This is a genomic window from Ilumatobacter nonamiensis YM16-303, from assembly GCF_000350145.1.
Lineage (GTDB): Bacteria > Actinomycetota > Acidimicrobiia > Acidimicrobiales > Ilumatobacteraceae > Ilumatobacter_A > Ilumatobacter_A nonamiensis.
Window position 1 is genome coordinate 1 of sequence record NZ_BAOL01000207.1, and the last position, 13,015, is coordinate 13,015.

Genomic DNA, 13,015 nt, shown 5'->3' on the forward strand with positions numbered 1-13,015 from the left:
CGGCCGCCGGCGACGGGGCGACTCAGCGGCGACGCTGCGAGCGGGCGGCCGATGGCGCGCACGCCGGTTCGCTGTGGTGCTGCGGTGTGCTGCAGCTTGGTGAGCTGACGCCGGAAGTCGGTCACCGACGAGTTCGGTCGGTTCTCGACTCGGGATCGGAGCATCGGGGGAATGAGGACGGCGAACCAAGCGGCGGCGACGACCAGAAGAATGAGTTCAGTCATGAGAAATCTGTGCGGAACGTTCGGGGGCGGTGTGCACCGCCTCTTCCTGTTGCGAGTATGACGAGTCTATGACGATTGTGACGTCTCATGCAACGACCGCGGTGTCCTGCGTCACCCGGAATCACGCCGGTGTCGTCCGCTCGGGAGCTTCTCACCGGTCCGCCTCGGTCGCCACCGGGTCGGCGGCAGCGTCGGCGCCGTCGTCGGCATCGGCTCGCCGATAGGTGCCGGATCGGCCGCCCGTCTTCTCCCACAGCGTCAGCTCACCGATCACCATCGCCCGGTCGGCCGACTTGCACATGTCGTAGATCGTCAGCGCGGCGACGCTGCACGCGTGCAGCGCCTCCATCTCGACGCCGGTGCGGTCGACGGTGTCCACATGGGCCTCGACCGCGACGAAGTCATCGCCGATCTCGAAGTTGACCGACACCGATCCGATCAACAACGGGTGGCAGAGCGGGATCATGTCGGAGGTGCGCTTCGCGGCTTGGATCCCCGCGACGCGCGCGACCGAGAGCACATCGCCTTTCTTCACTTCGCGATTGGCGATCGCCGTGGTGGTTTCGGTCTTCATGGTGACGATGCAGCGCGCCACCGCCCGGCGATGCGTCGGCTCCTTCGGCGTGACGTCGACCATGCGCGCTCGACCGAGTGGATCGAGGTGGGTGAACTCGAGATCGCTCATGCGTTTCGCACGGTAGTCGCCGAGGCGGGCTCGAACGGTCTCGCGCTCGGTCCCGATCGTGACGCGGCGATGCGTCAACCGCTGCGAGGCGGGTACGTTCGGCGCATGGAATCCACCGATCTGCCGTACGACGCGCTCGAAACCCTCCGGACCAACGGTGTGGCATTCATCGATCTCGTGGGCGAGCACGATCCAGCGACGCCGATCGCGAGCTGTCCCGGATGGACACTCGCCGACCTCGCGTACCACCAGGGCGAGGTCTGGCACTTCTGGGGGCGCATCGTGGCCGGTCCGATCACCCAGCGCGGCGAGTTGCAGACGATCCGCCAGATCGAGCGTCCCGACGACGACCTGCTCGTCGATTGGCTCGCGCTCACGCACAACGAGTTGTTCTCGGCGCTCGTCGATGCCGGCGTCGACCGCGAGGTGTGGACCTGGACGGGCGCCAACCGGGACACCGCGTGGGTGCGGCGGCGGATGGCACAGGATGGTGCGATTCACCGCTACGACGCGGCGCAAGCGACGGGCGACCCGTACGAGGTCGGGACGTCGGTCGCCGCCGACGGCATCGACGAGTTCCTGATGTGGTTCGCCGGGACCGAACGCCGTGAGGGCGAGATGAAGCCGGGTGGCACCGTGCACCTGCACTGCACCGACACCGACGAGCACGACGTGGCGGGCGGCGAGTGGTTCGTGTCGAGCCTGAAGGAACCCAACTGCACGTTCACACGCGAGCATCGCAAGGGCGACGCCGCGATCCGCGGTCGAGCCCACGACATCCTGATGTGGCTGTGGCGCCGCAGCGACGACGGCATCGAGATCATCGGCGACGAGAAGGTCGCCCGCCGATTCCGCGCCTACACCGACCTCAGTTGACGAAAGTGCGCGTTGGTGCCGGACACCGACGCCCGGTCACCCGCCGATCTGGCTCATCGACTTCGTCGGACGGGTGAAGCTCACCTGGTTGATCTTGTGGCCGGCCCACTTCGTGGCGACGGCCGCTTCGATCCGCGCGGCGATCTGATCGTCGGTCTCGCCGGCGCGGAGCGCGGTGAGCAGGTCGAACTCCTTCGTGGCGAAGAGGCAGGTCCGGAAATCGCCGTCGGAGGTGAGGCGCACACGGTCGCAGTCTCCGCAGAACGGCTTCGTGACCGTCGGAATGATCCCGATCTTGCCGCCCGGTTCGCTCGGGTCACGGTCGAGGTAGCGGAACCGGTCGGCGGGTGCCGCGCCACGTGCCGGCATCACCTCGATCGGGTACACCGCGTTGATCATTTCGACCATCTCGTCCTGGCCGACCACGGTGTCGTTCACCCAGTGGCCATCGGCGTCGAGCGGCATGAACTCGATGAAGCGGACCTCGACGTTGCGCTCCCGACCGAACTCGGCGAGGTCGACGATCTCGTCGTCGTTGACGCCCCGTTCGATCACCGCGTTGATCTTCACCGGCCGGAACCCGGCCTCCTGTGCCGCCGCGATCCCGTCGAGCACGTTGTCGAGTTCGTCCCGTCGTGTCATCCGGTGGAACTTCTCGCGATCGAGCGTGTCGAGACTGATGTTCACCCGCTTCAGACCCGCCTTGCGCAAGCGCGGCGCCATCGAACGCAGCGTCGCCCCGTTCGTCGTCATCGACAGGTCGATCGGGCCGCCCGAGTGTTCGAGCTTCGCCAGTTTGCGGACGAGGGCCGGAAGATGCGCACGCACCGTCGGTTCGCCACCGGTGAGGCGGATGCCCTGAACGCCGTAACGCTCGACGAAGATCCGAGCCAGATGCTCCATCTCCTCGAACGACATCACCTGGGAGCGGTCGAGCCACTCCAGGCCGTCCTCGGGCATGCAGTACGTGCAGCGGAAGTTGCACCGGTCGGTGATCGAGATCCGAAGATCCTTGATGTGCCGACCGAACGGATCGATCAGATCCTGGTGCGCACGGTCCCCTGCCATGTCCTCCACGGTACCTGGGTGTCCGCACCGACCACGGACCGGTTGGCGGACAGTTCACAGATCATTGATCGCCCCGCAGCAGGAGCACGGCCACGTCCGAACCGGCGGCGACGCCCTCGCCATCGGGAATCACCGCCATCGCGTCGGCCGAAGCCGTCGCCGCGAGTTGATGGCTGCCCTGCGCACTCACGGGCCGGACGTGATAGCGCCCGTCATCAGCGAAGCTTCCGCTGACCCGCGTGAAGTGCACCTTGCCGTCGGGTTGACGCGCGAAATCGGTGTCGGCGATGGCGACGAGATGCTGCCGGGTGAGGTGGGAATGGCCCATCATCCGGCGCAGGGCCGGACGCGCCATCAGTTCGTAGCTGACCATGGAGCTGACCGGATTCCCCGGCAACCCGAAGATCGGCACGCGGGTCCCGTCGTCGCGCGTCAGTGTGCCGAAGGCGAACGGCTTGGCCGGCTTGATCGCCATCTGCATCCAGGTCATGTCGGCGATCCGGCCGAGCACCGCCTTCACCACGTCGTAGTCGCCCATCGACACGCCACCGCTCGACACGATCGCGTCGCAGTCGAGCGCCGCCGACCGCAGCACCCGCTCGAGTTCGGCCTCGTCGTCGCGGACCACGCCGAGGTCGACCACGTCACAGCCGGTCTCGGCGAGCATCGCCGCCAACATCGTCTTGTTCGATTCACGGATCTGGCCGAGTTCGAGCGGGGAGCCGTCGTCGATCAGTTCGTCGCCGGTCGACAGCACGGCCACGCGCAGGCGCGGGTAGACCTCGACGGTCTGCGCATTCACGCTGGCCAGTACCGCTTGAGCGGGTGGGGTGATGACGCTTCCCGCCGCGAAGATCTCGTCGCCGACCCGGACGTCGTCGCCGGCGCGGCGGACTGCTCCCCCGGCGGGCACGGTCGCCGACAGACGGACCCTTTCGACTCCTTCAGCATCGGTGCCGAGCCGTTCGGAATCCTCGACCATCACGACGCTGTCGGCGCCTTCGGGCATCGGTGCCCCGGTCATGATCCGCGTCGCTTCACCGGGCCCGACCGGCCGATCCGGTGCCGCACCCGCGGCGATCTCGGCGTTCACGATCAGTTCGACGGGTGCCTCGCCGGCGTGCGCGACGTCTTCCGATCGCACCGCATACCCGTCGACGGCGGTGTTGTCGAACGGCGGGACGACTTCGGCCGACACCACGGGGACCGCCAGCACCAGCCCGTTCGCCGCCTCCCGACCCATCGTGACGGCCGGCTTCGGCGGGCACGACCCGAGTACGAATTGCTGTGCGTCCTCCAACGGCGTCATCGCGTCACCGTATCCACCGCGCCGTGGCGTCCGTAGGGTGGATCGCATGACGACGGCGTTGACGGCGTTTCCCGCCGACGGATACACGGTGCGATGGCAGGCGTGGGGCGGCGATGGCGACGAGACGGTCGAACTGCGCTGGGAGAACGAGGGTTGGACCGCCATCGGCGAACTCAGCCGAGAACGTGTCAGCTACGTGGTGCGCCTCTCGCCGACGTGGAGCGTGCGCCAGTTCCTGCTGTTCCGCGACGCCGACGAGCCGGATCTGTGGCTCGGAACCGACGGAAGCGGACGCTGGGGTGAACTCAACGGCGCCCATCGACCCGACCTCGACGGGTGCACGGACATCGATCTGCACGCGACGCCGTTCACCAACTCGCTCCCGATCCGTCGCCTCCAGCTCGACCCCGGTGACGGTGCGGACATCACCGTCGCACTGGTCGACGTCGAGACGCTCGGCGTGGTTCCCGTCGACCAACGGTACGAGCACCTTCCGACCGGAGCCTGGCGCAAGACGCACCAGCGAACCGGCATCGCGAGTGAGTTCCGCGTCGACCAGTACGGCCTCGTCCACGACGAACCCGACCTGTTCCGACGGGTCTGACCGACGCGCGGGACCGGGTCGGCACCGGACCCCGACGGGCTAGATGTCGAGATTGCGCAGGAAACTGCGCAGACCGTCGCCGAGCTCGGGATTCATCAGCCCCAGCTCGATCGATGCGGTGAGGAACCCGAGCGGATTGCCGGTGTCGTAGCGCCCCGAGTCGGACAGCACGGCGTGGAACGGCGACCGAGCGGCTTGAGCGCACAGTGCGTCGGTCAGCTGGAGTTCGCCGCCTCGTCCCGGCGTGAGTGCGTCGATCTCGTCCCACGCGTCGGCGGTGAGCACGTAGCGTCCGGTGATGACGAAGTTCGAGGGCGCCTCGTCGATCGGCGGCTTCTCGACGAGGTCCCGCACCGGGATCACCCCGTCGTCGGACATCGGACCCGCCGGATCGATCACGCCATAGGAGCTGACCTGATGCCGCGGCACCTCGGCGACCGCGATCACGCTGCCTCCGGTCGCGGCACACACCCCGTTCATCTGTGCGAGCAGGCCGGACGATCCCATGATCTCGTCGGGGAGCATGACCGCGAACGGCTCGTCGCCGACGGTCGAGCGGGCACAACCGACGGCATGACCCAGACCTTTCGGGTTGTCCTGGTAGACGATGCTGACGCGCCAGTCCCGCCCGATCGCACGCAGGCGTTCGGCTGTGTCGGTCTTGCCCTTCGCCTCCAACGCCTCGAGCAGCGCCTCGTCGGGCTCGAAGTACTCCGCCACCGCCGGCTTGCTCCGGCTCGACACGATGACCACGTGGTCGATCCCGGCACCGAGCGCCTCGTCGATCACCACGTGGAGTGCCGGCTGGTCGCCGATCGGGAAGAGTTCCTTGGGCACGACCTTCGTGGCCGGCAGGAATCTCGTCCCGAGTCCGGCCGCGGGGATCACTGCGCTGCGTACCTGCATGCGTCGGACGATAGCTTTTCCCTTCCGATGCCCACCTACGTCTACAAGTTCGTCGACACCGGCGAGACCATCGAGGTCCAGCAGGCGTTCACCGACGACACCCTCAACGAGTACACCCATCCCGATTCCGGCGAACTGTTGCCGGTCAAGAAGGTCTTCCAGCCCGTTGGCGTGACCTTCAAGGGTTCCGGATTCTTCAAGACCGACAATCGCGGGTCGAAGTCGAAGAGCCCGAGTTCCGATTCGGGTTCCAACGGATCGAAGTCCGACTCCGGCGGATCCGGCTCCGACTCGCACAGCACGAAGTCGTCCGACTCGGGATCGAAGTCCGACTCCTCGTCGTCCGGCAGCTCGAAGGCCTCAGCGTCGTCCGGCTCGGACTGAGCGGTTCCGGTGGAGGTCCCCCTCGACGCTCGCGCCCGGGAGCTGGGTGCCGAGATCGGGGTGTTCGGCGGATCAGGTTTCTACGACCTGCTCGATGACGCCGACGATGTCGAGTTGACCACACCGTTCGGCTCGCCCGCGTCGAACGTGCGCGTCGGCTCCCTCGCCGGACGTCGTGTCGCCTTCGTGGCCCGACACGGGCGGTCTCACGAGTACGCCGCGCACCGCGTTCCGTTCCGCGCGAACGTGTGGGCGCTGGCTGCGCTCGGCGTGCGTTCGATCGTCGGCCCGTGCTCGGTCGGCGCGCTGCGCGCTGATCTCGGCATCGGTGACTTCGTGGTGCTCGATCAGCTCGTCGATCGGACGCAGGGTCGGGCGGGTACGTTCCACGACGCCGGGGCTGCCGACGGGCTTCCCGGATCGGGCGGCCCGGTTCATCACCAGCCGTTCGCCGATCCGTACGACGCCGAGGTCCGTCGGGTGCTCGTCGAGGCCGGTCGCTCGATGAACGGGCCGAGCGTCCACGACGGAGGGACGATGGTCGTGATCAACGGACCACGCTTCTCCACGCGGGCCGAATCACGGTGGTATGCCGCGATGGGGTGGGACGTCGTCAACATGACCGGCGCACCCGAGGCGGCACTCGCAGCGGAGGCCGGTGTTCCGTACGCGTCGATCGCACTCGTCACCGACCACGACGCCGGCGACCACGACGGCACGGAGGCGGTCACGATGGACGCCGTGATGGCGGTGGTCCGGCGCAATGTCGACAACGTGAAGCGCCTCATCGAAACCGCCGTGCCCCACCTTCCCTGACCGGCCCGACGAGGCGCAGCGGCCGCGAACCACGCCCCGGTCGGTGTCATGATGGTCCGGTGAGCCAGCGCTTCGCGGAACGTGTCTCGGCGACGCGCGACAGCCGGGCGGCGCACTGGATTCTCGCTCATGCGGGACTCACCGCTGCGGCCGGTTGGGGCCTGGTGTGGTGCCTCCTCATCACCACGGGCCAGCAATATCGACTCCGCGTGCTGTACGCGGGGTGGAACATGACGCCGTACGACGCACTCGTCGACGATCCGTTCGGGTCGGTGTGGAACACGCACATCCAACCGCCCCTCTGGAATCTGCAGACGGGCCTGATCGGGGCATGGAGCCCCTTCTCGTCAGTCGTCAGCCACGGGTCGATGTCGATGATCGCCGGGTGCCTCCTGGCTGGCGCGATCTGCGCAACACTCGTCCACCTCGGGGCTTCGCGACCTGTCGCCTGGGGGTTGACAGCGGCGGCGACGCTCAACACCCAGGTGCTGCAACTCGCGTTCGAGCCGAAGTACGACCTCGCGGTCGCAGCCCTGTTGGCCGGATTGGTCTGGTCGGTCGCCCGCCTCGACCCCACGCGTCGAGACGCCCGTGGGCTCCTGCTCCCGGTCGTCATCGCAACGGCGTTGGTGATGACGCGCACGCTGTACCACCCGGCCTGGCTGCTCTCGGTGCTGCTCGTGATCGGATGGCAGTGGCGAGAGCAGCTCGATCGGCGGAGGATCCTGATGCTGACCGCCGTGCCCTTGCTGGTCGTCGGCGGATGGACGGCCAAGAACCAGGTGTCGTTCGACGAGCCGGCACTGTCGTCGTGGACCGGAATGAACCTCCTGCGTTCCACCGCTCCGGTGGTGGGTCCGGATCGGATCGCCGAACTCCGGGACGAGGGTGTGGTCAGCGATGTCGCCGCGACAGGATTCTTCCGTTTCTACGACGAGTACGCGGCCTGGAACCCGACCTGCGACGTCGACGCCGCCGCCCATCCCGCCCTCGCCGAGGAGACCCGGGACATCCCGGACAGCGTCCGCACCGGCGGCGTGTTCGATGCGCCGACCACGGCCAACTACAACTATCGGTGCTACCTCGCGGTGTACGACCAGGCCGGAAGTGACGCGTTGGCACTCATGGTCAACGAGCCCGGTGCGTGGTTCACGGGTCGTGTGTGGGCGCTGAACAACTGGTATCAGACCCCGAGCGCCTCGACGGGGGACACCTCGCCGCTCTGGCGGCCGATGGAGCAGATCTCTCGGGTGATGCTGCTGTCGGTTGGCCACCCGGGGCTCCCGGACGACTGGGACGACGATTCACTCTGGGTCCATCGAGGGCCGTGGTCGATCACCATCGTCGCCACCACCGTCGCGCTGCTCCTCGCCACGATTCGCGTGCTCTTCGGCGGGCACGCGACCGAGCACCACGAGCGCCGACGAACCACCACGTTGTCGGTCGCATCCATGATCGTGATCTGGACGACGGTGGTCGGAATCGTCGCCGAGCTCGGAGAACAGGAACGATTTCGAGCCGTGACCGACCCGATCGTCATCGCGCTCGGTGGGCTCGTTCTGCTCGACGCGTTCCGTACTCGCCGCGTCCGTCGTCGCGTCGCGAAGGAAACGGGTTCGACGCCGGCGATCGACGTGCCCAGCACCGTCGGGGATTGAGGCGACCGGGCTCGCAATGGCCCGCGCGGGATGATCAGTGCCGCGACGCAGCGTCCCCGGCCGGCGTCATCGACCGAGTGCGATCTGCAGGATCGAACCGGCCATGAACCGGTCGGCGATCTCGGTCGAGGGATCGAGCTGGAAATGAATGCCGTCGGGCCGCGCATCACGATCGTCGAACCCCGCTGCCGGATACCACCTCGCGAGATCGATCGTGTGGGTGTTGTCGCCGGACACCTCCGCGGTCTCGTCGAAAGCCGACCAGAGTGACGCCATGGCCGTCGGGTCCATCATCGGAGCGTCGGGAAGCGGGCCGCTGCGGACCACGGGCGGCGTGAGCCAGATCACGTGCGGGGTGCCGGCCTCGTGGATCTCACGGGTGAGCTCGACGTAGTCGGCGACCTGACGGTCGACGAACCGCTCATCGGTTGCGTCGAGTTGACCTTCGTCGCTCGACCACGTACGCGGTTCGACGTCGGCACGAGTCGTCATCAACATGACCACGTCGGGTTTCACTCGTTCGATCGCGGCGGGCAGGCGCCGGTCGACCATGTCATCGCAATCCTCCTGGTACTCGCCATCGAGGATCGGGGTCTCGGTCGGCTCGATGAAGCCGCAGGAGATCGCGATCTCCTGATCGAACGCGAGGTACTCCGGGTGCTCGTCGGCCCACGCCACGAGCCCGTTGGCGACCGTCCACGCGACCGAGTCGCCCGCGATCAGCACTCGCACCGGACGAGGCGGGACCGGCGGAAGCGCTTCGACGTCGGCCGGCGGACCGTCGTCACGAGCGACGACCTCGCTGGTCGTGGTCGTCGAGGCGGCGGGCGGCGGGGTCGTCTCCGTCGCGATGCTCGGCGCGGGTTCGGTCGTTTCGGCGGCGGCCGTTTCGGCAGCGGCGGTCGTGTCGGCGGCGGTCGGGGCTCGATCGCGATTCCGTGCGTCGGGAGCGTCGGTCGCCACCGACGTGAGCGGGATCAGCGGCGAGGTGTCGGTGACGACGTCGTCGAGCTGCCCCGCCGCCAGTTCGGGGTCGGCAAAGGGGTCGTCCGCCGTGAGCGGCACGACCAGCGCCGCGATCGCGACCGCGGTCATCGAACCGACGGCGAGCACCGCGTCACGGCCGAAGTCGGGTCGAGCCACCTGAACCGGCCGCTCGACGAACTGGAAGGACGCCATCGCGACGACGAGCGTCAGCGCGACCTTGATCGCGAACGAGCCGGTGGTGCGATCGAGGCGCTCGTCGACGAGCAGGAAGATCGGCCAGTGGAAGAGGTAGACGCCATAGCTGATTCGTCCCAGCCCGACCAGCGGGGAGAACGCCAGTCCAGCAGACAACACGGGTCCGGCCAGGGCTCCGAGAATCACCGCCCCGCTCGCCAACGCGAACACCGGGAACCAGCCCGAGTAGGCCGGCCCACCGTCGGCTGTCCACGTCACCGCGCAGAGCACCACGACGGTCGCTCCCGCCGCACCCAACCAGTCGCCGTGCACACCGGCAAACCCCGGCCGGCGTCGGACCATCACCGCCAACGAGGCGCCGACCAGGATCTCCCCCGCTCGCGCCGGAGTCGCCCAATATGCGGCATCTGCGCCCCACACGACCGCGATCAGCGGCGCCGCAGCACACGACACCGCGGTGATCGCGACGATCCACCGGTCCGGACGGGCCGTCCGCAGGATCGCGATCAGCACGACCGGCCACAGCCAGTAGAACTGTTCCTCGATCGCCAGGGACCAGAAGTGATCGAGCGGGCTCAGCCCGCCGGCGACCTGCTCCGTGTACGAGGTGTCGCCGGCGAGTTGCACCCAGTTGAACACCTGCCCGACCGCACCGAGAACGTCGGCGCGCAGGTCGATCGTCGCCGCGAACGCGCCCGCCTTCCACAGCAGGACCACCCCGACGATGCACATGAGGCTGGCGGGGAGCAGGCGCCGGATCCGACGGTTCCAGAACCGGCTGAGGCCGATCCGCCCGGTGCCCTCGTGCTCGTCGAGCAGCAACCGCGTGATCAGGAAGCCCGACAACGTGAAGAACACCGAGACGCCGACGTAGCCCCCGGACATCCACCCGAATCCGCCGTGGAACGCCAGCACCATGGCCACCGCGACCCCCCGAATGCCATCGAGGGCTGGTTGCCGCGGTCGGTCCATCGTCCGGCCATTCTCGCATCGACGACCGACGACCGGAGAGCAACCATGCGGCATCGTCCGGCCGGCAGTACGCTTCTCCCGACCGGCTCCCTCCTGGTGATCACCTGATCAGAGGAGACCTGATGACGTTCGCAGTTCGCGAGTTGTCCCCCGCCCGGATCGGGCCGCGTGTTCGACTGTTCCTCGCCCGACGACCCTGGGTGCGATGGATCTGCATCGCTGCGGTTGCCGCTCTTGCCGCCGCGCTCGTTCACGACCGCATGCAGGCGATCGAGTCGGCGCGACAGGAGTGGGCCGAACGGGTCGAGGTGCCGGTCGCCATCGAGCCGGCCGCTCCCGGGGAAGCGGTCGCGTGGCAGTGGCGAGAGTTCCCCTCGATCGCCGTCCCCGTGGGCGTTGCCGCCGATCTCCCGAGCGGTGCCGCGGCGCGACGCCAGATCGGACGCGGCGAGGTCATCGTCGCAGCGGACCTCGAGGCCGGCCCCGGTCCAGCAGCCGCCGCCGAGCCGGGTGAGGTGGTCGTCCCGATCAGCGACCCGCTGGTCGCCCATCCCGAGATCGGCGTCGGCGTGGCGGTGTACAGCGACGGCCTGGTCCTGGCCGAGTCCGGCCGCATCGTGCACATCGAGGCCGACGTCGTCTTCGTCGCCGTCGCCGCCGCCGAGGCGCCGATCGTCGCGGCAGCCGCACAGACCCGCCAGGCGAGCCTGGGATTCCTCGGGCCACGCTGATCGCGGCACATCTCCCTGTTGCTCCGCTGCGATTCCGTCGGACGTGCTGGGCCACCATGTCGAGGACATCACCAACGAGGGAGACACCACATGACCGACGAGGTCGACTACGAAGATCTGACGACGATGCGCCTGGACCAGTCGGCGCTCGACGAACTGCTGGGGGCGGGCGGCGAGTGCGTCTTCAACTGGACGACGAAGGACGGACACCCGGTCGGCGTGGTCGTCGCGTTCGTGTACCGCGACGGGAAGTTCTTCACGACCTGCGCCGAGCGCCGCAAGCGGGTTCCGGCACTCCGCGCACGTCCGCAGTCGGGGATCGTGATCAACAACCACGGCAAGACGGCGACGTACAAGGGCGAATCGGTCGTGCACGCCCACGGCGACGACGGCTTCGACGAGTTGAAGGAATGGTTCTACACCAAGCTCTCGAGGGTCGACCAGCAGCCGGACGACCCCTACCGCACGAGCTTCAAGAAGTTCCTCGACTCACCACACCGGGTGATCATCGAGACCGACGCCCGCCTCGTGGTCGCGTTCGACACCGCCAAGTTCCACGCCTTCACGGTCGAAGCCATGCAAGCAGGTGCGGGAGCCGACTGACCCACGCTCGCCGACCATCCGGACCATCCGGTGACCATCCGGTGTCAGACACAGGATGGTCCGGGTGGGCCGATGTCCGTTCGAGCGTCAGCCGGATCCGCTGCGCACACCGGTGACGATCAGCAGCAGCATGAACGCGCCGAGCGCGACTCGGTAGATCACGAACGGCATGAAGCTGTGGGTCCGGATCCACTTCAGGGTGCCCCACACGGCGAACCAACCGGACAACCCCGACGTGATCACGCCGACCGCCATCGGGACGTACAGATCGCTGTCCACCTCACCGGAGAACAGTCCGACCGACTTCACGAGCACGGCACCGGCGATGACCGGCAGCGACATCGTGAAGCTGATCCGCGCCGCCGCGTCACGGTTGAAGCCGAGCCACCGGGCGGCGGTGATCGTGATGCCGGATCGTGACGTCCCGGGGTTCAACGCGAGCGTCTGAGCGATGCCGGTCTTCACCGCGTCACTCGCCCCGAACTCCTCGAGTTCTCGTTCACCGGAGAGGCGGTCCGCCCACCCGAGGAGCAGGCCGAAACCGATCAGCGACAGGGCGATGATCAGCGGTGTTCCGAGCGCGGTGTCGATGACGTCTTCGAAGACCGCCCCGACGAGCGCGGCGGGAACGGTGGCGAGCACGAAGAACCAGGCCAGACGGCCCTCGACGGTGGTCGGCCGTTTCCGCGAGAAGACGAGCTTCGTCCCCTCGCGCACGTACACGGCGACGTCGCGCCAGAAGTAGCCGAGCACGGCCACGAACGTCCCGAGGTGCAACGCGACGTCGAAGGTCTTCTTGACCGAGTCGCCGTCGGGTCCCGCGAAGTCGTTCCAGTCGAACAACCACGGGACGAGTAGCAAGTGGCCACTCGACGAGATCGGCAGGAACTCGGAGAACCCCTGGACCAGGCCGAGGACGATCGCGTGGATGATCGGCACGCCGCATGTCTATCGCCCAACCCCACCCGTTCTCGTGAACTGTTCCCGCGCTCCGTGC

Annotated in this window: 14 protein-coding genes; 7 read left to right on the plus strand and 7 right to left on the minus strand. The window is 67.8% G+C overall.

Translation table 11 applies throughout. The features are described 5' to 3' along the window. Together ON45_RS17085 and moaC are read right to left on the minus strand one after the other, a co-directional pair. Positions 1-224: hypothetical protein (locus tag ON45_RS17085; protein ID WP_040495435.1), on the minus strand; the 224-nt coding region annotated here is incomplete at its 3' end. Positions 225-375: 151 nt separating this feature from the next. Beyond that, the gene (moaC, locus tag ON45_RS17090) at positions 376-909 is read right to left on the minus strand and encodes a cyclic pyranopterin monophosphate synthase MoaC (protein ID WP_040495448.1); all 534 of its coding nucleotides are present in this window, start codon (positions 907-909) and stop codon (positions 376-378) included. Between the two features lie 105 nt (positions 910-1,014). Between moaC and ON45_RS17095 the strand changes: the two genes are divergently transcribed. Beyond that, positions 1,015-1,785, plus strand: a complete 771-nt coding sequence (locus ON45_RS17095) for a maleylpyruvate isomerase family mycothiol-dependent enzyme (RefSeq protein WP_040495437.1) — start codon at positions 1,015-1,017, stop codon at positions 1,783-1,785. A 36-nt stretch (positions 1,786-1,821) separates the two neighbouring features. Here ON45_RS17095 and moaA read toward each other — a convergent pair whose 3' ends face one another. Both moaA and ON45_RS17105 read right to left on the minus strand, forming a co-directional pair. After that, complete coding sequence (gene moaA / locus ON45_RS17100; RefSeq protein WP_040495450.1) at positions 1,822-2,853, minus strand: GTP 3',8-cyclase MoaA; 1,032 nt, start codon at positions 2,851-2,853, stop codon at positions 1,822-1,824. Between the two features lie 61 nt (positions 2,854-2,914). After that, positions 2,915-4,162, minus strand: coding sequence for a molybdopterin molybdotransferase MoeA (locus ON45_RS17105; protein WP_040495451.1), 1,248 nt, complete (start codon positions 4,160-4,162; stop codon positions 2,915-2,917). 46 nt (positions 4,163-4,208) lie between these two features. On the opposite strand from ON45_RS17105, the gene ON45_RS21760 reads away from it, so the two are divergent. Further along, positions 4,209-4,766 (plus strand): putative glycolipid-binding domain-containing protein, encoded by a 558-nt coding sequence (locus tag ON45_RS21760; RefSeq protein ID WP_051063260.1) that lies wholly within the window; start codon positions 4,209-4,211, stop codon positions 4,764-4,766. Positions 4,767-4,805: 39 nt separating this feature from the next. Here the strand turns inward: ON45_RS21760 and ON45_RS17115 are convergent, their stop codons facing one another. After that, a complete protein-coding gene (locus tag ON45_RS17115; RefSeq protein WP_040495439.1) occupies positions 4,806-5,672 on the minus strand; it encodes a UTP--glucose-1-phosphate uridylyltransferase in 867 nt (288 codons plus the stop codon). Between the two features lie 27 nt (positions 5,673-5,699). On the opposite strand from ON45_RS17115, the gene ON45_RS17120 reads away from it, so the two are divergent. From ON45_RS17120 to ON45_RS17130, 3 genes are read left to right on the plus strand one after another with little or no spacing between them, the layout of a single operon-like run. Beyond that, positions 5,700-6,056, plus strand: a complete 357-nt coding sequence (locus tag ON45_RS17120; protein WP_040495441.1) for an FmdB family zinc ribbon protein — start codon at positions 5,700-5,702, stop codon at positions 6,054-6,056. A 9-nt stretch (positions 6,057-6,065) separates the two neighbouring features. Beyond that, positions 6,066-6,872: an S-methyl-5'-thioadenosine phosphorylase gene (locus ON45_RS17125; RefSeq protein ID WP_051063261.1), complete on the plus strand. Its 807-nt coding sequence runs from the start codon at positions 6,066-6,068 to the stop codon at positions 6,870-6,872. Positions 6,873-6,931: 59 nt separating this feature from the next. After that, on the plus strand, positions 6,932-8,530 hold the full coding sequence (locus tag ON45_RS17130; protein ID WP_040495443.1) for a hypothetical protein: 1,599 nt from the start codon (positions 6,932-6,934) through the stop codon (positions 8,528-8,530). 66 nt (positions 8,531-8,596) lie between these two features. On the opposite strand, the gene ON45_RS21765 is transcribed toward ON45_RS17130, so the two are convergent. Next, a complete protein-coding gene (locus tag ON45_RS21765; protein ID WP_083915103.1) occupies positions 8,597-10,738 on the minus strand; it encodes an acyltransferase family protein in 2,142 nt (713 codons plus the stop codon). Positions 10,739-10,806: 68 nt separating this feature from the next. Here ON45_RS21765 and ON45_RS17140 point away from each other — a divergent pair, with 68 nt between their 5' ends. Next, positions 10,807-11,415: a hypothetical protein gene (locus ON45_RS17140; RefSeq protein WP_040495445.1), complete on the plus strand. Its 609-nt coding sequence runs from the start codon at positions 10,807-10,809 to the stop codon at positions 11,413-11,415. Positions 11,416-11,505: 90 nt separating this feature from the next. After that, on the plus strand, positions 11,506-12,018 hold the full coding sequence (locus ON45_RS17145) for a hypothetical protein (RefSeq protein WP_040495446.1): 513 nt from the start codon (positions 11,506-11,508) through the stop codon (positions 12,016-12,018). A gap of 87 nt (positions 12,019-12,105) precedes the next feature. Here the strand turns inward: ON45_RS17145 and ON45_RS17150 are convergent, their stop codons facing one another. Continuing rightward, the gene (locus tag ON45_RS17150; protein WP_040495447.1) at positions 12,106-12,957 is read right to left on the minus strand and encodes an undecaprenyl-diphosphate phosphatase; all 852 of its coding nucleotides are present in this window, start codon (positions 12,955-12,957) and stop codon (positions 12,106-12,108) included. Between the last annotated feature and the right edge of the window lie 58 nt (positions 12,958-13,015).

Coding starts and splice junctions, on each gene's coding strand:
- moaC (WP_040495448.1), bottom strand. CDS start 909: ATGAGCGATCTCGAGTTCACCCACCTCGATCCACTCGGTCGAGCGCGC.
- ON45_RS17095 (WP_040495437.1), top strand. CDS start 1,015: ATGGAATCCACCGATCTGCCGTACGACGCGCTCGAAACCCTCCGGACC.
- moaA (WP_040495450.1), bottom strand. CDS start 2,853: ATGGCAGGGGACCGTGCGCACCAGGATCTGATCGATCCGTTCGGTCGG.
- ON45_RS17105 (WP_040495451.1), bottom strand. CDS start 4,162: ATGACGCCGTTGGAGGACGCACAGCAATTCGTACTCGGGTCGTGCCCG.
- ON45_RS21760 (WP_051063260.1), top strand. CDS start 4,209: ATGACGACGGCGTTGACGGCGTTTCCCGCCGACGGATACACGGTGCGA.
- ON45_RS17115 (WP_040495439.1), bottom strand. CDS start 5,672: ATGCAGGTACGCAGCGCAGTGATCCCCGCGGCCGGACTCGGGACGAGA.
- ON45_RS17120 (WP_040495441.1), top strand. CDS start 5,700: ATGCCCACCTACGTCTACAAGTTCGTCGACACCGGCGAGACCATCGAG.
- ON45_RS21765 (WP_083915103.1), bottom strand. CDS start 10,738: ATGCCGCATGGTTGCTCTCCGGTCGTCGGTCGTCGATGCGAGAATGGC.
- ON45_RS17140 (WP_040495445.1), top strand. CDS start 10,807: ATGACGTTCGCAGTTCGCGAGTTGTCCCCCGCCCGGATCGGGCCGCGT.
- ON45_RS17145 (WP_040495446.1), top strand. CDS start 11,506: ATGACCGACGAGGTCGACTACGAAGATCTGACGACGATGCGCCTGGAC.